Source organism: Paraburkholderia sp. EB58 (genome assembly GCF_050436665.1).
GTDB lineage: Bacteria > Pseudomonadota > Gammaproteobacteria > Burkholderiales > Burkholderiaceae > Paraburkholderia.
Genome location: NZ_JBNDMQ010000001.1, coordinates 476876 through 497836, shown reverse-complemented (window position 1 = coordinate 497836; position 20961 = coordinate 476876). Strand labels below are relative to the sequence as shown.

Genomic DNA, 20961 nt, shown 5'->3' with positions numbered 1-20961 from the left:
TTCGACAGACCTTCACGGGCGTAGACGCCCGTCCAGCGGCGCTGCCGCATAAAACAAAATCAGGAGACAACGATGAGACAGTTGAACGTGCACGGTATTGCCGACGAAGCACGGTTCGGCGCTTTACATGCCACCATCCTGCTTATCTGTACGCTGATCATCGTCGCCGACGGCTACGACCTGGCGATCATAGGCGCGGCCCTGCCGTCCGTCATGAAGGACCTGAACATCGTTCCGGCCCAGGCAGGCATGATGGTGAGTGCGGGTTTCGCTGGCCTGATGATCGGCGCAATTTCTGCAGGGATGCTTGCTGACCGCGTCGGTCGCAGGAGGACGATGGCGTTCTGCGTGGTCCTCTTCAGTATCGTGACGGTCTGCACGGGCTTCGTTCACGATGCCGTGCTGTTCGGCATTGTTCGTTTCGTGGCCGGCATAGGAATTGGCGGTGTCATGCCGTGCGTTGTGGCTCACGTCACGGAGTTTGCTCCGCGAAAGCATCGGGCGACGATGGTGACGGTGGCGTTCAGTGGCTTTGCGATTGGCGGAATGTTGGCGGCCTTCCTTGGTCGCACGATGATAGAGGCGTATGGCTGGCGGTCTGTATTCTTCATCGCAGCCTTGCCGCTCGTCGTCGTTCCGTTTGTGGTCGGACTGCTGCCTGAGTCGATCGCCTATCTGGCCAGGACCCATCGCGTCGCCGAATTGCGCGCTATTGTGCGTGGCCTGAATCCCCGGCTCGAAATGCGGCCCGACGATGCTTTTGTCGCCCCGGCTCGCAGTAATGCGGGGCCCGCGCAAGATGACGTCTCTGTCGGCCATCTGTTCAGCGATGGCCGTCTGTCCAGCACGATCATGTTCTGGCTCGCTTCGCTCATGTGTGTGTTTGTCATCTACGGACTGGCGTCGTGGCTCGCAAAGATGATGACCAATGCTGGCTATAGCCTCGCATCGGCATTGAATCTTCTGCTCGCATTGAATGTCGGCGCGCTCGTGGGAGGCGTTTGCGCTGGCCTGCTTGCGGATCGCTTGCCGATCAAGTTGGTCCTGTGCTCGTTCTATCTGCTCGCCTCCATGGCGATCCTGATATCGGGCAGCGACGTTCCCGTCACATGGCTTTACGTCACGACAGGCTTGCTTGGTGCATCGACGTATGGTGGCCAGATGCTTACCTATGCGTATGCCGGACAGTTCTATCCTCCCGCCATCCGCTCGTCGGGCGTGGGATGGGTCACCGGGGTGGGAAGACTGGGTGCCATTCTCGCGCCAATCGCGTTCGGAGCGTTGATGGCAATGCAACTGCCACGCTACCAGAACTTTCTGCTTATTTCGATCCCGATGTTCATCGCTGCGGCCGCGGTGACACTGATCGGTCACGGAAACTCGAGCGGGAAGGGGAGTGCGAACGACATCCCCGTATATGACGGATCGACCCCACGGTAGGTATCGGCTTAGTAGATCGCGCCAGCTCGTCAACTCATCACGATAGATCCCCCGCTGAAGATCGACGATGCAGAGAATTAAAAATAGTTAGTTATACTAAATAACTCAAAGATCGCGCCACGCATATCGGGCTGGCGCCAACACATGGTAAAGGAGACGCAATGAAACTGAAGTGGATAGCAGCGGCCGTATTGGTTGCTATAGGGAGTGCGGCGCACGCGCAATCGTCGGTGACGCTTTATGGTGCCCTTGATGCCGGCTTGCTGTATCAGAGCACATCGGCGGCTTCGTTCTCGCCAAAGGCGTCGAACACAGGGAAGATATACGCATTCAAGGATGGCGGTGTCTATTCGAGCATCTGGGGCCTCAAAGGCGTTGAAGACATCGGCGGCGGCTACAAGATCAACTTCAAGCTGCAGGGGTCGTTCAACAGCGGTACTGGGAAGCTCGGATTGGCCGACGCGCCGGGCGCCACTGCGGTCTTCAATCAGCAAACCACAATTGGCGTGTCGGGTCCATTCGGCTCCCTGGATGCGGGGCGGCAGATCGCTCCGATGATCTACGCGATGTATGACACCGATGTACGGGGCGCCCAATATTTCGGCAGTATCCTGACCGCGTGGCTTGGCATGAACCAGGCCGCGGGCTGGCCGGGCTCCAGCACAAACGGTCCAATCGGCGCACTGTGGGACGACAACGCACTGGTTTACCAGTCACCGAAGTTCTATGGTGCATCCTTCGCGCTAGAGTATGCGCCCGGCGGCGTAGCAGGCCAGCTTCAGGGTGGAACGCGCGAGTCCGCCGTGCTGAAGTACTCGAACTACGGCCTCAATCTGGCCGCCGCGTACTACAACGGGCACGATGCGAACCCTTCCGCCACGACCGTCGCGACCGGACTGGACAATAACCGCTTTTACTATCTGGGCGCGATGTATACGTTTCACGATTTTTCCGTGTCGACGTCATACAGCATCGGGAAGAATCCTGCCAACAGTGCCCACGTCAACTATGAGATGGTCTCCGCGGGTCTGGGCTACAGGTTCACGCCGGCCTTCAGGGTGACATCGGGCTTCTATTACCTGAAGGACCGCAACAATTCGGCCAATCACTCGGATGAATTCGCGGTGGGCGGCGAATACAGCTTGTCCAAGAGCACCTTGGGCTATGTACAGATCGGGTACGTCAACAATAACGGCACGCTGAATCAGACGATCGTGTATGGCCAGCCAGTTGCGCCGGGTGTGTCGACCACGGCGGCCATGATCGGCATCCGTCACACGTTCTGATCCCACGGTCCATAACAACTGGATACCTCAATGAAGACAGTCACTGCACGCAGGTCGGCCTGTGGCGTATTGATCGCCCTGGCATCTGTTTGCGCATGGTCACAGACCGGCGCAACGAGCGCGGCGTCGAACGGATCGTCCGTGGCGGCGTCGGGTGCCTCGACGATAAAGGCGGCCCGCCGGGCGAATCGCGCGCTTCGCCGCAAAGTCTATGCTGCCGTCGTGAAGCACAAGGAGATTGACGCCGGCAATATCAGCGTGATTGCGAAGGACGGCGCCGTGACGCTTGACGGCACGGTGGTGGACGCAACGCAGATCGACAAAGTGACGGAAATCGCCAAAGGCGTTCCGGGCGTGATGTCCGTGACCAACAGATTGACCGAAAAAAAGCAATTTGGCGGTCAGTGAGTGCCCTCGACGCCGCAGTCGTCAGTCGTCAGTCGCCAGGCGATTGCGGCGCCACCCTCATTCATAGGAGAAGACGCCGCCGAATTTGTCCATGCGCTCGAGCGCCATGCCCGAGCCGCGCACGACGCAAGTTAGAGGGTCTTCGGCAACAAACACCGGCAAACCGGTCTCTTCGGCCAGCAGCCGGTCGAGATCACGCAGCAGCGCGCCACCGCCCGCAAGCATGATGCCGCGCTCAGCGATATCGGCACCGAGCTCCGGCGGCGTCTGTTCGAGCGCGATCTTGACCGCCGACACGATCTGGTTCAGCGGATCGGTGAGGGCTTCGAGGATCTCGTTGCTGGAGATCGTGAAGCTGCGCGGTATGCCTTCCGACATGTTGCGGCCCTTCACATCCATTTCCCTCACTTCCGACCCCGGGAACGCGGAGCCGATTTCCTTCTTGATGGCTTCGGCAGTCGGCTCACCGATCAGCATGCCGTAGTTACGGCGGATGTAGTTGACGATGGCTTCGTCGAATTTGTCGCCACCGACGCGCACAGAACCTTTGTATACGATGCCGCCGAGCGAAATGACACCCACTTCGGTGGTGCCGCCGCCGATATCCACCACCATCGAGCCGGTCGCCTCTGACACTGGCATTCCGGCACCCGTTGCGGCGGCCATAGGCTCCTCGATCAGGTAGACCTGTGACGCCCCCGCACTGTGCGCGGCTTCCTTGATTGCACGTCGTTCAACCTGGGTAGACCCGCACGGCACGCAAATGATGATGCGCGGCGACGGCGCAAACATTCGCGGTGCGTGAACCATACGGATAAACTGTTTGATCATCTGCTCGGTAATGTTGAAGTCGGCGATCACGCCGTCCTTCATCGGGCGGATGGCCTCGATGTTGCCCGGAACCTTGCCAAGCATCTGCTTGGCTTCCTTGCCGGCCGCCAGAATGGTCTTTTTGCCACTCGGGCCACCTTCCTGGCGGATCGCCACTACCGACGGTTCATCGAGGACAATGCCCTTGCCGCGCATGTAGATCAGCGTGTTCGATGTGCCGAGATCGATCGCGAGGTCGTGGGAAAAGTATCTGCGCAGAAAACCAAACATTCGAAATCCTGTCTCGCCTGATGCCAGGCGTTCGGCTTGTGAAATGCGACGGTGCGGCAGTCGGGAGACCAGAGAATAACAGTTCCGGCGGCCCGGAGACGCCGTGGTGCATGCGAAAGGCTCGTCTCCTCAGGAACAACACTGAGACCCGGCACCAGCGTAAGATAACCGTGATTTTCGGGCGCGTGAACCGCCACTGCGGGCCGACATGGGGAGGCACTGCGAACTGTCGGGCGAAAGACTGATCTCCCAAGCGATTTTCTCCGATGAATCTCCCTTCGCTGCGTGACTGGATTTTTTCGCTAAAGACCTTCGTCGCGGGGATGCTCGCGCTTTACATCGCGTTTTACTTCTCGCTTCCGAGGCCGTACTGGGCGTTGGCGTCGGTCTATATTGTGTCGAACCCGTTTGTCGGTGCAACGCGGTCAAAGGCGCTTTATCGCGTGATCGGCACGGTGCTTGGCGCGGTTGCCTCCATCGCCCTCGTGCCGCCTTTCGCGGAGACGCCATATCTGTTGAGTGCGCTGATCGCGCTATGGACCGGCGTGTTCGTCTACATTTCGATCTCGACGCGAGCCGCACGTAATTACGTTTTTCTGCTCGCCAGCTATTCGCTGTCCGTCATTGCTCTACCGGCATTGTCTGATCCGTTGAGCATCTTCGATGTGGCCGTGGCGCGAACCGAAGAAATCGTGCTGGGCATCGTCTGCGCGAGCATCGTCGGCAGCGTTTTCTTTCCAAGCCGGCTCGCGCCGACATTGATCGAGCGAACGGATTCGTGGTTCGGCGATGCCGCTCTTTACGTGCAAGAGTCACTGGCGGGCCGGGTTGCTGGAGCGCTCGTTTCCGGAAGCCGACAGAAGATGGCCTCCAGTGTCCGCGGCTTCGAATTCCTGTTGAGCCAGTTGGCCTACGATCACGTCAGTCCGGCGATTCTCGCTCGCAGCAAGGAGCTGCAAGACCGGATGCAAATGATACTGCCCATCACCGCAGCGCTTGCAGACGTGGTCGAGGCCGCGCAGAAGTCAGGCGCCGGCCTTCCTGCGGGCTTCGGCGTACTGCTGCGCGACATCGGACGCTGGATGGAGGCGCCGCTCGGCGAGGATCCCGAGCGTGAGGCGCCGCTACTGCGAAAGCGTATTACGCAACTGGATCCGGCGCCCCACGAACTGACGTCATGGCAGGCGGCATTGTTATCCAGCGCCCTCTGGCGCATGCGGCAGGTGGTCGATCTATGGGTCGATTGCCGGACCTTACGCCTTAACATCGTTCATGGCACCGGACACTGGCGGCCGCGGTTTCGTCATTGGCGGCTTGGCGCGCAGGCCGCTTTTCTTGACCAGGGGCTTGCCGTGTTCTCCGCCGGCTCGACGGCGCTGGTCATCTTCGTTTCGTGCTGCATATGGATCGCTTCGGGATGGCAGGACGGTGCGTCCGCAGTGTCGTTGAGCGCTATCGGCGTCTGCTTTTTCGCCGCGCTGGATGAGCCCGTGCCCATGATGATTACTTTCCTGAAGTGCATGACGATGGGCATCATCATTGCAGCGTTCTATCAGTTCGTCGTGTTGCCGAGTGGCCAGGACTTCCCTGTGCTGGTCATTTTCTTCTCGTTTCTGTTTATTCCGCTTGGGCTGTTGATGCCCCGTCCGAAATGGGCGTTGATATCGACGCTCGTGGCGTTGTTGGCCGCAACCTTTCTCGGCATCGGCGACGTCTATGACGCCAACATCCTGAACTTCCTGAATGCGAATCTCGCGGGGCTGGGCGGCATGACTTTCGCGTCGGTGATGACGGGGGTCATCCGCCCGTTCGGAACGGATGCGGCGACGGCACGACTGACCCGGTCGAGCTGGAGGGACGTCGTTTTGAGCGGGACGGATCTGCTAATCGACCAGCAGCGCGATCTGAACGCACGCATGCTCGACCGGCTTATGCAGCTTATTCCGCGCGTTGCGCCGAGCGACGACTACAAGCACCCGTCCACTGAAAGCCTGCGCGACATGCGCATTGCGCTCAATACACTCGACCTGCGCAGACTCTCGGACAAGTTTTCTGGCGAGTTGCCGGTCTTGTTGAATCGTGTACTCGCCGAGGTGCGATCGCACTATGAACGATGTCTGGAATCGGGCGAGCGCGAAAGCGTACCGTCGACACTTGCGGCCAGAGTCGATGCCGCTATCGGGCGGATCATGTCTGACTGCGCGGCCGACCCCGGCGCGCCCGGCTACAGGCGGCGCAAAGGTGCGCTGCATGCCCTCGTCGGACTCCGGCTGTCGTTGTTCCCGGGCGTGGCGCCTGGCGACGCGTCCTGACCGGCGTCGACATGGCAAGACTGCCCGGATATGGCCCGGGCAGTCCTCGGGGATCCGACTCAGATGTCGGCGTAGTCGATACCGGTCAGCACACCGAGATGAGCAACGGTGGTGAAGTGCGATTCTTCCTTGGTATCGATGTCCAGCTCGCGCACGTTGCCGCCCAGATCGGTCACAAAGGCGCGACGCCCTTGTGCGTCCAGCGACACGCCAATGCCCTCTTGCAGCTCGCGGGCGAGCACGTGGCGATCTACCAGTCCGGACGCCGTGATTCTTGCCCGGTTCAGGGTATTGCCGTCATGCGTATCGTCGCCGCGATCCGTCCAGTAAAGCATGTGGTCGCGGTGATCGATATCGAGGTCGATCGGCTCGGGCAGATCGGCCAGCAAACATTCGATGTCCGGGCGCCGATCAGGCGTCGCGCCAGCCGGCAGCTCGATGCCCGCCCTGAAGATGCGCCCTTCGCCGGCATCTGGCGGTCCCTTTTGCGTCCAGTAGACGTGCCCGTTTGCCTTATCCAATACAATGCCGACGCAATGGCGGGTCGCGTCGCCGGTATCCTCCGGGAAATTCCCGGTACGGACGAGTTCCGTCACCTCCGTGCCGTCCAGCCGCGCGCGCATGACGCGCATGCCTTCGCGATCGCACCAATACAGGTGACCGCCTTCCTTGTCCAGCACGAGTTCCTTGGGCGTTCCGGCCTTACCGGAAGGCACCAGCACACGATGCTCGCTGCCGTCGAGCTTCGCGCTTTCGATCGTGCCGTCGTTGGGGGGAACCGCGCCGGAATCCGGATCGCCGTCGACCAGATGGATGCCGGTTCCCATGTTGGTCCAGTAGACCACCTGGTTTTCGGCGTCGACCTTGATGCCGTCGGGCGTGCGCGTAAGGTTCGCGAGAACGACCTCGTGTGACCCGTCCGGTGACAGGGCGATGATCGCCGGTGGACGTGCCTGCAGGACATACAGCGTACCGCCATTCTCAGTAGCCACAGTAAGTACCCTCCATCAGGTTTCTACAACCGTTGTCGTACTTGGCGGAGTCGATCCGTTGGCCCGCCGCTCTCGAACCGTTCCCGACAGACTACCTTAGGTTGCGTGAGAACTTCGTGAACCGTGCAAACAGCATACGGGGCAGGATCAGCGTGGCTCAGTGAGCGTAGCAAGCGCGCCATGGGGGCGCTATTACATAATGCTGGAACGCTGGTTTATCACCCATCCCTAAAGCTTTTCAGCTGCGCGGTCGATAACAGCACTATGGGCAAAATCGATCCGTTAAGTTAATCGAAAGCGAAAGCATGAAATCCTATTTCGACAAAGCGCTCGCCGAGCGCTATGGCTACGGTCTGGCCGTGTTCATCGCTGCCGAGACTTCCGATCTGCAACGCATTATCGACCGCACGAATGCTCGACGTGAGCTCGACGGTCGAACTCTGCTCGAAAACGTGATGATTGAGGATGTTATCTCCGTCATGCGTAAGAGGGGCATGCTCCCGGCACAACGTAGTGAAGACGACTCCAATGTGACGGACGCGGGCGCCGCCGGCTGACAATTAAAAACGCCACGGCAACCCTCCCGTGGCGTCTTTTCTGACCGGCAACGCGTACGCCTTCAAAACACGCATCGCCACGATCAGCAGTAGCAATCCGCAGGGCGGACCCTTACCGATTCATCGTTAAGCAGCCTCGATCGCTTCGCGTGCGCCAGCGAGCGCTGCTCCAGCTGCATCCGGGCCCATGGCGAGGCCTTCAGCGTAGATGAAATTCACGTCGGTCATGCCAAGGAAGCCGAGGAAGGTTTGCAGATACGGCGTGTGGGTATCGTCCGGGGTGCCGACATACTTGCCGCCGCGCGCCGTAACGACGAAGACCTTTTTGCCCTTCACGAAACCTTCCGAACCGTCGGCCGTGTACTGGAACGAGATGCCGGCGCGAGAGATAAAGTCGAAATACGTCTTCAGTTGCGACGAGATGCCGAAGTTGTACATCGGTGCGCCGATCACAATGATGTCGGCCGCTTGCAGTTCGGCGATCAACGCCTCGCTACGGGCAGAGATAGCAGCTTGTTCCGGGGTCCGCTGGTCCGCCGGCGTGAAGAAGGCACCGAGGATCGAATCGTCGAGGTGGGGCAGCGGCTCAGCTTGCAGATTACGGACGACGACTTGCGCGCCCGGATTCGATTGTTGCAGCTTCTCAGTCAGCTCGTTGACGAGCAGGGTCGATTGAGCGCCTTGCGAGCGGGCTGCCGAGTTGATTTGCAGAATCGTGGTCATGATAGGTCCGATATTGGGTCGATGGCTGTTCGTTGATGCATGATGGACCCGGTCCATCGATTTGCCGTACCATTTTTCCGATGTACACGTTCGATGGAGTTGCACATGTTGTCGGAGGACGAACTGGCGCTGCTGGACGCGATTCGCGAAACGGGGAGCCTGTCGCGCGCGGCCGCTCGACTGGGCAAGGCGCCGTCGACCGTCTCGCACGCTGCGCGCCAGCTCGAGAGCCGCTTCGACGCGCTGTTGTTCGATCGCCGGCGCTACCGGTTACAACTTACGCCGGCTGGGCTCCTGCTGGCGGAGGAGGCGGGGCGGCTCATGCAGGACATGGCGCGCATGACGCAGCGGGTCCGGCAGATTGCGAGTGGGTGGGAGGACCGTCTGTGGATCGTAATCGACGAAATCATCGATTTCGATCTGCTCATGCCGGTAATTCGAACGTTTGACACCTTGCAATCCGGGGTCAAGCTACGTCTGACGAATGAAGTACTAGGCGGTACGTGGGAGGCCCTTCGCGATGCCAGAGCCGACCTGATCATCGGGGCTACCAACGAGCCGCCTGCTATACCCGGTCTGCGCTGGTTCGATCTTGGTGCGATGGAATGGGTATTTGCGGTCTCACCGCGCCATCCGCTGGCGGCGGCCAAAGGGCCGCTCAAGCGGGAGAACATTTCGGCGCATCGTGGTGTCGTCGTTGCCGATACGTCAAGAGTGACGTCCGGACGCGCCTACGGACTCGTTGGCGGCCAGGCGTCGCTTGCCGTACCCAACATGCGGGCGAAGATTCTGGCACAGCGCGACGGCCTTGGTGTCGGCTGGCTGCCAAAACGCCAGGTTGCGTCGCTGCTCAAGCGCGGCGATCTGGTTGAGAAAGATACGGTCGATCCGCGTGAACCCAACAAACTTTATGTTGCCTGGCGTGGCGATCACGAAGGGCGCGCCCTGCAATGGTGGGTGGAACAACTGCGTCAACCTCGTCTTGCGCGGCGACTCGTGCAGGGGCTCGATCTGTTTGCATAAGCCCGTCCCATCCGCACGGTGATTCACCGCGCGTCTTGAGTCGAACTTACTGGCGCCCACGCAAGGCCACGAACACCACACCGGCAATCGCCATCAGGCCGCCGCACAACGTCGCGATGCCTGGTCGCTCGCCCGTGAGCCATGTCGACAACGCTGTCGCCACAATGGGCGTCAGGTAGAGAAGATTCGCCGCGCGCGCCGCGCCGAAATGACCGAGCGCGAAGGTCCACGTCGCATACCCGAGGGCGGCGGGAAACACGCCGAGCACCAACACCGCCGGCAACGTGCCGCGCGGCGCGCCGGCGAGAGATTCGAGCGCGCCGGGCAGCCAGGGTGTGAGCAGAAGCGCGCCCGCCAGCAGTGTGTACGCGGTACATGTCAGTGCTCCATACACGGGAATCAAGCGCCGCTGCAACACGAAGTAGCTCGCCGAACACAGCGCCGCGCCGAGAATCAGCGTGCTACCCGCGCCGAGCGCCAAGCCGCCCGGCTGACCGTGCGCGATCACGGCAATGCCGGCCAGACTAACCAATGAACCGAGCCATCCCCAGCGGTTGAAGCGCTCGCCGAGAAACACGACCGCGAGCACCGCCGTGAAAATCGGCAAGGTATTGACGATAAAACTGGCTGCGCCCGCCGCCACGCTTTTCTCACCGGTGTTGAGCAGTGCGTTATAAAGTGCGATGCCGAGAAAGCCGCACAGCATGAAGCGCAAAGCATCGCGCCATGCGGGCAGACGCGGCCGCCTCCACGCAAGCCAGGCGATTACCAGCAATGCCGCGGTGGCGAAACGCGCCGCTGCCAGTTGTAACGGCGACAAGCCTTGCAGGCCAATCCGGATGAATGGGAAAGCGGCCGCCCACGAGAGAATCGTGAAGACGACCACACCTGCCGCGATGAGCCGCTGCCTTGCAGCACGCGAGGCATGCGGCTTTGAGGCCGAAAAGAGTGTGTTCATGGCGCGATTGTGCTGAGTCGCGGCCTGACGAGCTAGCGCATGAATCAACGTGGTGATGTGAGAATGGCTCACACCTCTTCTCGCCGGCAGGCAGGCGCGGCTGCAGCAGAGCAGCCATAAGAATCATCGCAATCCACTCAAACGCCGTGCGCAATCAGTCTGGCTGCGTACCATTGCGAGAACAGCTCCAGGTACGCTTCTGTGAATGGAGAGAACGGTCCCGGCTCATACGCCGGGTCCTGAGTCCCACGGTAGTTGTTTGCAACCAGCCTGGCGTCTTGCGTATTCGTGGCAACCCATACTTCAGTCAACTTCTGCAGGTCGTAATCGACACCCTCGACAGCATCCTGATGGACCAGCCATTTCGTACGCACAAGCGTCCTGTCCGGTGCAAGAGGAATAGCGTATGAAATGACCGCATGGTCGCTCATCACATGGGTCCACGAATTATGAGTCCACATGTGCACGTCGCCGAGGTCGCGACGCTGCATGTCAGCGAACAGCCTGGTGCTTGCGACCCTGGTGTCCATGGTTTGCGACTCGCCATTGCCCGCGATGACCAGACGCTGGGTCCGGAAACCCGTGGCGATATCGGCTTCCAGCTTTTCGACCGTGCTGCAGATGTGTCCGTCCTGTTCCCAACTGGAGACGTTCGCGGCGTTGCGTGCGTGATAAGCGTCGAGTGCGCGCTGCGACTCTTCGCTCAGACCGTCCGGGCAGAATCCGAAGTCCTCGGGAAGAAAAGACGCAGTCAGCTCCGGATGAGTTGCACTACAGTGATAGCACTCGCGATTGTTTTCCATCACGAGCTTCCAGTTTCCGTCCTCGATGATCTCCGTCTCGTGGGCGATTTTGGCGTCCGTCAGGTTGTACGGCGCGAAGCGGGGCGCCATCGTCTCTTCAAGCGTAGCGATGTCGTCGGGTGCATCATCCGATAGACACACGAAAATATGTGTGCCCACGATGCGCGTCTTCACCGGGAAAAGGCTGCGGCACGAGCGGTCGAAATCGATGCCCATGTGGGTTGTGTGTTTCAGGTTACCGTCGAGGTCGTAGGTCCACTGGTGATAAGGACACACAAGCATGCCGACCGTGGACTTCCCGGCGTCCTTGAGTCGCGCCCCACGGTGTCGGCAAACGTTTCGATAAGTCCGGATGTTCTCGTCGTCATCGCGAACAATGAGAACGGATGCCTTTCCGATGTCGACGGTCGAGACGTCGCCCGGTTCCGGCACGTCGGCAGTCACGCCGACCAGAATCCAGTGCTTGTGGAAGAAGACATCAATGTCCGTCTCGAACACGTCCTGGCGCCCGAACAGTTCGCCGGGCATACCATGGCCTGGTCGACGACTGCGAATCAGTTGGCCGTGTGTTTTGAAGTTGACTTCGGACATCGGTTGCCCCCTTTATGCCTGGACCGTAATGATGCTGCCGCCCCTTCGCTGCGAATCCAGTATTGGAGGGACGAAATAGGGCGTCAATGCGCTTTATTCTCACTATCGCATTACCACAGGTTATGCGAAGCGCGCGTTATCTGGACTCCACATCCCCGCGCAACCAGTCAATCATGCTGTTTGTCGTCGGGGTTATCGTGCGACCGTGGGGGATAACAACAAAATAGGACTCGCTCACTTTGACGGATGTATCGACGAGGCGGACCAGTTCTCCTCTCTTGAGCAGGTCGCTTACCAGCCTGTGCCAGCCGAGCGCGACTCCTTGCCCGTGAAGCGCAGCTTGTATCGCATCCGTATAAAGACTGCATCGCAGTGCGAAGTGCAATCTTGGCGGTCGCGCTCCGGCCGCATGGAACCATTCTTCCCAATCCATCCAGCCTTCGGACGTTCGATCAGACTCAATCAGCGGCGCTTTCGTAATGTCCATGAGTGTTTGTGGCGAGCCATTGGCAAGCAACCAAGCCGGCGAACAAACGGGGAATACCTCCTCGTCGAACAGCAACGACGACGTTCCGTCTTGCCATTTTCCGTTGCCGTACCGGACGGCTATGTCCACTTCGTTGTGGCGCAGATCCGCGGTGAACATCTGCGTAGTCAAACGAAGCTGCAACTGGGGTTGCAGGCGCTTTAGCGCTGGCAACTGCGGTAAAACACGAAAGTGCGAAAACGCTGCGGTGGTCGCAAGAACCAGTTCCTGCTGCTCGGTTCCGTTCGAAAGTCGGTCGAACGCTCCCGCAATACGCTGCATTGATTCCGCCACCACGAGGTACAGCGCCTCCCCCTCGCTCGTGAGTTTGATTGAACGGTGCAAGCGATGGAAAAGGCGAATGCCGAGCGACTCCTCGAGGAATTTCACTTGCCTGCTCACGGCTGCTTGAGTGACTCCCAGCTCATTCGCCGCCAGCGTAAAGCTGCTTAGCCGAGCAACAGCCTCGAATTCAACCAGGGCCGTCAACGATGGGATGAGCCGTCTATACCCTTTTGCTCCTTCAGTTACCGCTTTCATCTTCTGATTCTGGTCCAGGAAAAGGTCTGGGTGGAGGGGGCAGTGCGGGCGCCGCCGCGCTCTGATGATATTCGAGAATGGTCGCGCGGAACCAGGGGGACCGGCGCGGTTCCACCGCGCGGTGTTTCCCGGGGCAGTGCGTTTTCTTTCGAGTGCCGGTTGTTACTTTACTCGAAGATGCGGGAATTGGCGGAGGGAAATGCTATTTTTGATGAGAGTAGTCGCTATATATGCGAAGTTGCGTCATGTATGCCTTCTTGGCAGACATGTGATCAATGACGGACGCTGAATTCAATACGCAGATTTCTCGGCATCATCGAAAAGGCAAATACCTGTTCAACGAGAGCTCTGCAGCGACAAAATTCAATACTATGGTCAGATGATAGAAATGGCGGTGTTGCTTTAACCCTTGGCCATTCGCGGCTGTATTTAGAGCGTGCCTGCTGCGCGCGCTCAACTATGATGATTCATGCGCTCCGTAGCCTCATGCTGATCGCGCGGATGAGGAGACACTTCATGCCACGACGCCGGGCGTCGAAGCGTTGCGACGCTGTGCGTGTGCAGTGATGTCGGGCCGCCACGAGCCGGCGTCCTCATCTCCGTCATGGAGGCTGAAATGAAGTTCATAGTTCAATGGAAAGGGCTGCCGTCAACGCAAAATCCAGCAGTCGAGCGCTTCCTGGAAACCGGTGGCCGTCCCCCGGACAACGTCAAACTGCTAGGACGCTGGCATACGATCGGTGAATTGAGCGGCGTCGCGATTGTTGAGGCAACGGACGCCAGCGGACTTGCGCAATGGGTGCTTCAATGGGGCGATCTGTTCTCGTTCACAAACGCGCCCGCACTGTCCGATGAAGAACTGGGTGCCGTCCTGTCGGCTCATCGAGCCGCGTCGAAATAGGATGCTGAGGCGAACAAAGACAAGTTAGCACTGCAGCGCGTCGGGGATTCGCGCTGCTAACCGCTTCGCCGACCCGCTGCCTTACGCTCCAAGGCAGCAGAAAAATAAAGCCATACACCCATCCGCCAGGTTCCAGCCCGCTTTTTACACGACTGCTTACTGCAGGTACACTACGCCGAGGTGTGGCACGCGCCACCCGTTCCCGGCCACTTCTCGCTGCGGCAAATCAGCCGGTCTTATGCAAAATGGCATCAATTTCGATCTGAAGGCGCTCGAGGTTTTCGTGCTTGTCGTCGAGTCCGGCGGCATGACCGCTGCGGGTCAACGGCTCAATCTCACACAGTCCTCAGTTTCTCAAACGCTATCGAACCTGGAACAAACCCTCAATCTGCAATTGCTGGATCGCTCGCAACGCCCTCCGATGCTGACACCCGTGGGTCGCCAGTTCTACAACCGGGCCTGTACGCTGCTGGATGACGCCAAGCATCTGAGTCAAGAGTTCCGCACACCTCACGGCGAACCGCTCAAACATATTCGCATTGCGCTGGTCGATTCCATGGCCACGAGTATCGGCGCCGAACTGCTGGCGGCGATACGCCAGCGCACCTCCAACTGGTCGATGGTGGCCGGCCAATCGCATCAGCATGCCGAAGCATTGTTGTCCAGACGGGTAGACATCATCGTTTCCGATGATCCGGTGTTAAAGAACCCCTCGCTATACCGCCAACGCATCTTGCGCGAACCATTCGTACTGGTCTTGCCCGGCGACTTCAAAGGATCCGTTCCTTCTCTGCGCAGTCTGCTGGTCAGAGACGACTTCATTCGCTACAGCAATACCACCGTCATTGGCCGCAGTATTGAAACGCAGTTGGAGAAGTGGGGGATTCAACCGCCGGTACGGCTGCAACTCGACAACACGTTCGCGATCATGTCTCTCGTGATGGCCAATGCCGGCTGGACCATCACCACGCCACTGTGCCTGTTGCAGTCGGGGCTGACACCGGACAACAAGTTCTCCCAGGCGTTTCGCCTGTTCCCGGTTCCCGGCGAGGAGTTCTTCCGCGAACTCACCATGGTCGCCCGTCAAGACGACTTGGGCTTACTGCCGCAGCAACTCGCCCAGGACAGCGTGCAATTGCTAAGGGATCGCTTCCTGCCGATCATCGACGCGAATGCGCCCTGGCTGCTGCCTTCTATTGAGTTGGGTTGATTTCAAAGCAGCTTGACGCCGGGCCTCAATTTTTCGTAACGCAGTTGGCGTAAGTCCGCAACGTTGGCGCCGGGCGCGGCCACCACGAGGATTTCGTCCGCCAGCGCGGCAAAGTCCGCCCGGAAATGTACTGAGCTCTTTAGAACCAGAATGCGGTAATCAGCCGGCTCGGCACCGACATGGCGGAACATGGCTCGATCGGCAGCCTGCTGTTTGCGGCTCGACACCACGATCTCGACGCCGAGCGGGCCACCGCACCGCACCCGGGCCATCGCCCCGAGATCCATGTGACAGCCCAGATAGAACGGCCCCGTGCCAGTGAAACGGCCGGTTCCCAGCGCAAGCACCTCAAACGACGCCTGAAGCGGCGGCGCTCCCGTCCCGCTAGCCGCGCCCAGCGGGACATCGATGACAGCGCCGACGCCAGCACGCGTTGCCGCTTCGACAAAGCCGGCATCGCACAACACGCCGACGCAAACCCGTTGCGCTTTTTGCCGCAGCAGTTCGTGCAGGATATCGGTCGTATCTCCGCTGCCCCCGCCGCCCGGATTATCCTGCGTGTCGGACAGGATAATCGTGCCGCCTCCCGTTCGTAGCCCCTGCTCGATTGCATGCGCGACCGCTTCGGTCGGTTCATACAGACATCCGCCGAAATCGCCCTGTCTGGCGAGCGCAGCCTGCACCAGAGATTCGACGGCCCGCTCGACCGCCATCCGGTCGTGGCCATAGGCAATCACGCTGGGCCCGCTATGGTAAATATCGGCGAGCGGGAAACCCGGCACGAACTCGGCCGCAAAAACCTGCTCCGATGCCAGCGATTCTCCGAGTGCAACCAGACTACGCATCGGCTCGCTCAAGGTGCTTTGCCAAGGCATGGGAATCAGAAAGGGGAGTTGCCGATAGCCCTTGTGCAACACTCTGCCGCCAAGCAACCGGTCGAGCAACACCTGAGCACGCTGCCCGGTCTGCGCCATATCGACATGCGGATAGCTGCGGTACGTTAGCAGGCCGCTCGCGTGTTCAAACATGGCGGGTGTGATATTGGCGTGAAAATCGAGCGCCACGACGATCGGCATCGCGGAGCCGACTCTCTGCCGCAGGCGCCGGAGCAACTCTCCCTCACCGTCCTCCAGATGCTCACTTACCATCGCGCCGTGCAGATCGAGAACCAGCGCGTCTAGCGGACCGGCGTCACGGATCATCCTGTCGAGCATGAAGGCAATAGCTTCGAATGCGTCTTCTGTTACCGGGCCGCTGGGGTTGGCCGAGGCCCACAATAGCGGCACCAACTGATGCGAGCTGTGCGCAGCCTGTATAAAACCGTCGATTGCCAGATTGACACCCGAGACCGCGCCGAACATCTCCTCGCCAACCAGCAAACCGGGCCACGCATCTGCCTCGACGAAAGTGGCGAAGCGCGCCCGGCTGGCGGCAAAGGTATTCGTCTCATGTAGAAAACCGGCGATCCCGATTCTTGCCACACCAACCCCTCAATAACACTGGTTCGTTCCAACTGGCGTTACAACATGCCTTCGACTGCCGTCACGAAGATGCGACTATAGTCAGCATCACTAAACGGAATCGGGTTGGTCCCGGCGGATCCATCAACCACGGCCATTTCTCCGACCTTCGCCGCGTCGCGAGCGTCGATGCCAATTTCACTCAGCGTATGGGGAATGCCGAGCGAATCGCGCATTGCCAGCACCCAGTCGAGGAAGGATGCAAACGAGGGCTGCGCCAGTTCAAGGTAGCGCGCCAGCAATTCGATCCGCTCTGCGATGGCCGATTCATTGGCCTTGAGCACGTACGGCATCAGGATGGCGTTGAGCATGCCGTGGTGGGCGTCATACAACGCGCCCAGCGGATGGGCCAGCGCATGCATCGCGCCGAGGCCTCGCTGAAACGCGGTGGCGCCCATGCTCGACGCCACCAGCATTTGCAGGCGAGCGTCGAGATCGCGACCATCCTTCACTGCGCGCGGCAAAAACTGCTTGATCAAACGAATACCCTCGAGCGCGATGCCCGTTGCCATCGGATGATAAAACGGCGAGCAGTAGGCTTCGAGGTTATGCGACAGGGCGTCCATGCCGGTCGCCGCTGTCAGTTTTGCCGGCAGGCCCACCGTCAACTCAGGGTCGAGAATGACGACGGAGGGCAGCATCTTTGCGTGAAAGATGATTCGTTTCACATGGGCGTGGTCGTCGGTGATCACCGATGCCCGTCCGACTTCCGAGCCGGTCCCGGCGGTGGTCGGTACAGCCACAACGGGCGCCATACCAGCCACGTTGACGCGCAGATAGTTGTCGCCGACATCTTCGAAATCCCACAGCGGACGATCCTGTCCAACCATCAGCGCCACGGCCTTGGCCGCATCGAGGGCCGACCCGCCGCCAAAGGCGATCACGCCGTCATGACCGCCAGCCTTGAAGGCCGCCACGCCATCGTCGACATTCTTGCCAGTCGGGTTTCCCTTGATATCGTGAAACACCCCGCATTCGAAGCCGGCGGAGCGGCAGTGATCCAGCACGCTGCCGATCAGCGGCAATGCCGCGAGACCTGGGTCGGTAATCAGCAGCGGCCGGCGCATGTCGAGGCTTTCACACCATTGCGGCAATTCGCGGATGCGGCCTGCGCCGACCTTGACCGCGGTCGGGTAGTTCCAGTTCACGGAGGGAAGTGACATACGAAATTCCTTTGGGGGTGCGGCTCAAAGGCCGGTTTTCAGATGAAAAGATTTGGGTCGCGTCAGATGCTCGTAGCCGACTACCGACAAGGTCGCACCTCGGCCCGTATTCTTCACCCCGGTCCAGGCGAGCGCCGGGTCGAGATAATCGCAGCGGTTCATAAAGAAGGTGCCGGTTTCGACACGCCGTCCGATTGATAGCGCGGCATCTTCGTCGCTCGTAAATACGGCGGCTGTCAAGCCATAGGGGCTGTCGTTCATCAGTTCGATGGCCTGTTCATCGCCGGACACAGGCATGATGCCGACCACCGGTCCGAAACACTCATCGTTCATCAGCGTCATGCCGTGATCGACATTCACGAACACGCCCGGCGCCACGTAAGGCGTGCCGACGCGCGACATGCCGAATCGGCTTTCGTCGATCAGATTTTTGGCGCCTTTGGCAAGGGCTTCCGCGATCACCGCGCGCACGCCGTCGGCTGCCGCCGTCCGCACGACCGGCCCCAAGGTGGTTTGCGCATCGAGTGGATTACCCAATACATACTGATTGGTCCGCGCCACGGCGCGTTCGACAAAATCCTGATACACAGGCTCGGCCACATAAATTCTCTGGATACCGCAGCAGGACTGACCCGAATTGAAGAAGGCACCGTCCACCAGCGTCTCCACTGCGTGATCAAGTTTTGCATCGGTTCGCACATAGGCCGGATCATTGCCGCCCAATTCCAGCCCAACACCGATAAAGCGCCCGGCCGCCGCTTCCTCGACGATACGGCCACCGCCCACCGAACCGGTGAAACAGACAAAGCCGATCTCGTCGGAGCGTATCAATCGACGCACGCGCTCATGATCTGCATGCAGATACTGGAATACGCCCTCGGGCAACCCGGCCTCAACAAAGGCCTGGTGAATGAGTTCGGCACACAACGGCGTCTGGTCGGAGTGCTTAAGAATCACCGCGTTGCCCGCGAGCAAAGCCGGCACGATACTGTTGACGGCGGTGAGCAAGGGGTAGTTCCACGGCGCGATGGTCAACAGCACGCCAACCGGTTCACGCGAAATAAACCGGGTAAAGCCTGCTTGCGGTTCCACCTGAACGGGCTTCAATGCCTCTTCTGCAATCGCCATCATATGGCGCGCCCGGGCGGCAAAGCCGTCCACCTCGCCGGCGGTGTAGCGCAACGGCCGTCCCATCTGGCGGGTAATCGCTTCGGCGATGGTGGCCTTGTTCTCGACAAAGTGTTCGACGGCGCGGCCAACCAGCGCCACGCGCTCGGACAACGGTCTTGCGGCCCACGCCTTCTGGGCAAATTGTGCGTTTTGTAGCGTCTGCTCGATGTGCGACTCGCTCGCATAAGGGCGGCGCACGACTTCGCTGCCGTCTATTGGGCTAATCACAATCAGTTCATCTTTCATCGTAGGGAGCCTGGATTTTTTGGACTCAGATAATTTCAAAGTAGCGGGCCAGTTCCCAATCGGTCACATGCCGACGGAACTGCCGCTCTTCCCATTCGCGCGTCGCGACAAAGTGCTCGACAAACGCTTCGCCAAACAAGGTCTTCGCAGCTTCGGAATGGCGCAGTCGCTGTGCCGAATCCCACAGGGTGTTGGGCAGTTTCAAATGAGCTGGAAATTCCTGCGTATAGGCGTTGCCCTGTACGATCGGCTCCGGATTCAGGCCCTGTTCGATGCCATACAAGCCGGCGCCCAATGCGGCAGCCAATGCTATATAGGGATTGGCGTCGGCCGAACCGATGCGGACTTCAACGCGCTGACATTTCTCCGAACCCGGGATCAGGCGCAGGGCCGTGGTTCGATTTTCGACGCCCCAGGTTGCATCGAGCGGCGCCCAATAGCCCGGTACCAGACGTGAATAGCTATTGACGGTCTGCGCGAACATCGACATGAATTCGGGCAGGTAGCGTTGCACGCCCGCCATGAAACTGGCTTGCCTCGCGCTCATATTGTAAGGACGGCTTTCGTCGTAAAACACCGACTTGCCGGTGCTCTTCTCGCGCAAGGACATGTGGATATGACCGCTCTGTCCTGGGTGGTCATGTGACCATTTCGCCATGAAGGTGGCCATCAGATTGTTCTTCTGGGCCAGCGCCTTGGTGAACGTCTTGAACAATATCGCTTTGTCCGCCATGTCGGCCGCGCGGTCGAACGCCAGTGCGGCCTCCAGTACACCGGGACCGGTCTCGGTATGCAGGCCCTCGATCGGCATGTCCATCTGCTCGCACAGATCGAGCAGTTGCCGGTAGAAATCGCCTTGGACCGTACTGCGGAGCACTGAATAACCGAAATTGCCCGGCGTCCAGTTTTTCAGGTCACGGTATTTCTTCTCGCGCACCGAATGCGGCGTCTCCTCGAACATAAAGAATTCATATTCAAGTGCGGAGAAAGCCTCGAAGCCCATCCCGTCTGCGCGCTTCAATATGCGTTTTAGTAAGCCTCGCGGACAGATTGCTTCGGCATCCTCCGCAAATTCGGCGAGGAAGAACAACATGTCTTCGCCGTCGCCCTGTTCGAGAGGCAAACGCCGGCAGCTCTCCGGGACGATACGCACCATGGCGTCCGGGTAGGCGGTATGCCAGCCGGTGTAGTGGGTGTTGTCGTACATCTGGTCGTCCACGTCCCAGCCCAGTACGACATTGCAGAACGCGAAACCTGAACGCAGCGCCCCGAGGAATTTATCCTTGCGCAGATATTTACCGCGCAAAATGCCATCGACGTCGGACAGACCGACTTTGATATGCGTGAGCCCGCTCGCCTCTACCAGACGAATCGCATCCTCTACCGTTTTGATTGCCCGTTCGGGCTTCGCATGCGCATCCATAGACAGTGTCTCCGCGTTATCATTTTTTCGTACGGTAGATTCATCTTAGGAACGGCCACAGCCCAGAT

General features: G+C 59.7%; 18 protein-coding genes. 8 read left to right on the top strand and 10 right to left on the bottom strand.

The genetic code is table 11. The features are described from left to right. Nucleotides 1-72: 72 nt before the first annotated feature. The 3 genes from P3T40_RS02285 to P3T40_RS02275 all read left to right on the top strand — a co-directional run bounded on the left by P3T40_RS02285 (nucleotide 73) and on the right by P3T40_RS02275 (nucleotide 3134). Nucleotides 73-1440, top strand: a complete 1368-nt coding sequence (locus P3T40_RS02285; protein ID WP_429266048.1) for an MFS transporter — start codon at nucleotides 73-75, stop codon at nucleotides 1438-1440. 161 nt (nucleotides 1441-1601) lie between these two features. Further along, entirely contained in the window at nucleotides 1602-2726 is a 1125-nt protein-coding gene (locus tag P3T40_RS02280; protein WP_429266047.1) for a porin, read from the top strand. 30 nt (nucleotides 2727-2756) lie between these two features. Then, complete coding sequence (locus P3T40_RS02275) at nucleotides 2757-3134, top strand: BON domain-containing protein (RefSeq protein ID WP_429266046.1); 378 nt, start codon at nucleotides 2757-2759, stop codon at nucleotides 3132-3134. 57 nt (nucleotides 3135-3191) lie between these two features. On the opposite strand, the gene P3T40_RS02270 is transcribed toward P3T40_RS02275, so the two are convergent. Beyond that, entirely contained in the window at nucleotides 3192-4235 is a 1044-nt protein-coding gene (locus P3T40_RS02270; RefSeq protein ID WP_429266045.1) for a rod shape-determining protein, read from the bottom strand. Between the two features lie 266 nt (nucleotides 4236-4501). On the opposite strand from P3T40_RS02270, the gene P3T40_RS02265 reads away from it, so the two are divergent. After that, nucleotides 4502-6547 (top strand): FUSC family protein, encoded by a 2046-nt coding sequence (locus P3T40_RS02265; RefSeq protein WP_429266044.1) that lies wholly within the window; start codon nucleotides 4502-4504, stop codon nucleotides 6545-6547. A gap of 59 nt (nucleotides 6548-6606) precedes the next feature. Here P3T40_RS02265 and P3T40_RS02260 read toward each other — a convergent pair whose 3' ends face one another. Continuing rightward, the gene (locus tag P3T40_RS02260) at nucleotides 6607-7539 is read right to left on the bottom strand and encodes a hypothetical protein (protein ID WP_429266043.1); all 933 of its coding nucleotides are present in this window, start codon (nucleotides 7537-7539) and stop codon (nucleotides 6607-6609) included. A 305-nt stretch (nucleotides 7540-7844) separates the two neighbouring features. Between P3T40_RS02260 and P3T40_RS02255 the strand changes: the two genes are divergently transcribed. Next, the gene (locus P3T40_RS02255; RefSeq protein WP_429266042.1) at nucleotides 7845-8096 is read left to right on the top strand and encodes a hypothetical protein; all 252 of its coding nucleotides are present in this window, start codon (nucleotides 7845-7847) and stop codon (nucleotides 8094-8096) included. Nucleotides 8097-8222: 126 nt separating this feature from the next. Here the strand turns inward: P3T40_RS02255 and P3T40_RS02250 are convergent, their stop codons facing one another. Continuing rightward, nucleotides 8223-8819, bottom strand: coding sequence for an FMN-dependent NADH-azoreductase (locus P3T40_RS02250; RefSeq protein WP_429266041.1), 597 nt, complete (start codon nucleotides 8817-8819; stop codon nucleotides 8223-8225). 105 nt (nucleotides 8820-8924) lie between these two features. Here P3T40_RS02250 and P3T40_RS02245 point away from each other — a divergent pair, with 105 nt between their 5' ends. Then, nucleotides 8925-9842: a LysR family transcriptional regulator gene (locus P3T40_RS02245; RefSeq protein ID WP_429266040.1), complete on the top strand. Its 918-nt coding sequence runs from the start codon at nucleotides 8925-8927 to the stop codon at nucleotides 9840-9842. Nucleotides 9843-9888: 46 nt separating this feature from the next. Here the strand turns inward: P3T40_RS02245 and P3T40_RS02240 are convergent, their stop codons facing one another. From P3T40_RS02240 to P3T40_RS02230, 3 genes are all read right to left on the bottom strand, one after another. Then, complete coding sequence (locus P3T40_RS02240) at nucleotides 9889-10800, bottom strand: DMT family transporter (protein ID WP_429266039.1); 912 nt, start codon at nucleotides 10798-10800, stop codon at nucleotides 9889-9891. A 137-nt stretch (nucleotides 10801-10937) separates the two neighbouring features. After that, complete coding sequence (locus P3T40_RS02235) at nucleotides 10938-12194, bottom strand: aromatic ring-hydroxylating oxygenase subunit alpha (protein ID WP_429266038.1); 1257 nt, start codon at nucleotides 12192-12194, stop codon at nucleotides 10938-10940. Between the two features lie 136 nt (nucleotides 12195-12330). Next, nucleotides 12331-13260 (bottom strand): LysR substrate-binding domain-containing protein, encoded by a 930-nt coding sequence (locus P3T40_RS02230; protein WP_429266037.1) that lies wholly within the window; start codon nucleotides 13258-13260, stop codon nucleotides 12331-12333. A gap of 616 nt (nucleotides 13261-13876) precedes the next feature. On the opposite strand from P3T40_RS02230, the gene P3T40_RS02225 reads away from it, so the two are divergent. Both P3T40_RS02225 and P3T40_RS02220 read left to right on the top strand, forming a co-directional pair. Then, nucleotides 13877-14161, top strand: a complete 285-nt coding sequence (locus P3T40_RS02225; protein WP_429266036.1) for a DUF3303 domain-containing protein — start codon at nucleotides 13877-13879, stop codon at nucleotides 14159-14161. Between the two features lie 238 nt (nucleotides 14162-14399). Continuing rightward, entirely contained in the window at nucleotides 14400-15371 is a 972-nt protein-coding gene (locus P3T40_RS02220) for a LysR family transcriptional regulator (protein WP_429266035.1), read from the top strand. Nucleotides 15372-15373: 2 nt separating this feature from the next. On the opposite strand, the gene P3T40_RS02215 is transcribed toward P3T40_RS02220, so the two are convergent. Genes P3T40_RS02215 through P3T40_RS02200 form a run of 4 tightly spaced genes read right to left on the bottom strand, consistent with a single transcriptional unit; the run spans nucleotide 15374 to nucleotide 20893 of the window. Next, complete coding sequence (locus P3T40_RS02215) at nucleotides 15374-16852, bottom strand: M81 family metallopeptidase (protein WP_429266034.1); 1479 nt, start codon at nucleotides 16850-16852, stop codon at nucleotides 15374-15376. A gap of 38 nt (nucleotides 16853-16890) precedes the next feature. Continuing rightward, on the bottom strand, nucleotides 16891-18054 hold the full coding sequence (locus P3T40_RS02210) for an iron-containing alcohol dehydrogenase (protein WP_429266033.1): 1164 nt from the start codon (nucleotides 18052-18054) through the stop codon (nucleotides 16891-16893). A gap of 24 nt (nucleotides 18055-18078) precedes the next feature. Continuing rightward, nucleotides 18079-19470 carry an aldehyde dehydrogenase family protein gene (locus P3T40_RS02205; RefSeq protein ID WP_429266032.1) on the bottom strand — a complete coding sequence of 464 codons (1392 nt, stop codon included), beginning with the start codon at nucleotides 19468-19470 and terminating at the stop codon, nucleotides 18079-18081. Nucleotides 19471-19495: 25 nt separating this feature from the next. Continuing rightward, nucleotides 19496-20893 (bottom strand): glutamine synthetase family protein, encoded by a 1398-nt coding sequence (locus P3T40_RS02200; protein WP_429266031.1) that lies wholly within the window; start codon nucleotides 20891-20893, stop codon nucleotides 19496-19498. Nucleotides 20894-20961: the final 68 nt, after the last annotated feature.

What these genes read in the sequence shown, in the direction of transcription:
- P3T40_RS02230 (WP_429266037.1), bottom strand. Translation starts at nt 13,260, where the DNA reads ATGAAAGCGGTAACTGAAGGAGCAAAAGGGTATAGACGGCTCATCCCA.
- P3T40_RS02240 (WP_429266039.1), bottom strand. Translation starts at nt 10,800, where the DNA reads ATGAACACACTCTTTTCGGCCTCAAAGCCGCATGCCTCGCGTGCTGCA.
- P3T40_RS02245 (WP_429266040.1), top strand. Translation starts at nt 8,925, where the DNA reads ATGTTGTCGGAGGACGAACTGGCGCTGCTGGACGCGATTCGCGAAACG.
- P3T40_RS02285 (WP_429266048.1), top strand. Translation starts at nt 73, where the DNA reads ATGAGACAGTTGAACGTGCACGGTATTGCCGACGAAGCACGGTTCGGC.
- P3T40_RS02220 (WP_429266035.1), top strand. Translation starts at nt 14,400, where the DNA reads ATGCAAAATGGCATCAATTTCGATCTGAAGGCGCTCGAGGTTTTCGTG.
- P3T40_RS02265 (WP_429266044.1), top strand. Translation starts at nt 4,502, where the DNA reads ATGAATCTCCCTTCGCTGCGTGACTGGATTTTTTCGCTAAAGACCTTC.
- P3T40_RS02200 (WP_429266031.1), bottom strand. Translation starts at nt 20,893, where the DNA reads ATGGATGCGCATGCGAAGCCCGAACGGGCAATCAAAACGGTAGAGGAT.
- P3T40_RS02255 (WP_429266042.1), top strand. Translation starts at nt 7,845, where the DNA reads ATGAAATCCTATTTCGACAAAGCGCTCGCCGAGCGCTATGGCTACGGT.
- P3T40_RS02205 (WP_429266032.1), bottom strand. Translation starts at nt 19,470, where the DNA reads ATGAAAGATGAACTGATTGTGATTAGCCCAATAGACGGCAGCGAAGTC.
- P3T40_RS02250 (WP_429266041.1), bottom strand. Translation starts at nt 8,819, where the DNA reads ATGACCACGATTCTGCAAATCAACTCGGCAGCCCGCTCGCAAGGCGCT.
- P3T40_RS02270 (WP_429266045.1), bottom strand. Translation starts at nt 4,235, where the DNA reads ATGTTTGGTTTTCTGCGCAGATACTTTTCCCACGACCTCGCGATCGAT.
- P3T40_RS02225 (WP_429266036.1), top strand. Translation starts at nt 13,877, where the DNA reads ATGAAGTTCATAGTTCAATGGAAAGGGCTGCCGTCAACGCAAAATCCA.
- P3T40_RS02275 (WP_429266046.1), top strand. Translation starts at nt 2,757, where the DNA reads ATGAAGACAGTCACTGCACGCAGGTCGGCCTGTGGCGTATTGATCGCC.
- P3T40_RS02235 (WP_429266038.1), bottom strand. Translation starts at nt 12,194, where the DNA reads ATGTCCGAAGTCAACTTCAAAACACACGGCCAACTGATTCGCAGTCGT.
- P3T40_RS02210 (WP_429266033.1), bottom strand. Translation starts at nt 18,054, where the DNA reads ATGTCACTTCCCTCCGTGAACTGGAACTACCCGACCGCGGTCAAGGTC.
- P3T40_RS02280 (WP_429266047.1), top strand. Translation starts at nt 1,602, where the DNA reads ATGAAACTGAAGTGGATAGCAGCGGCCGTATTGGTTGCTATAGGGAGT.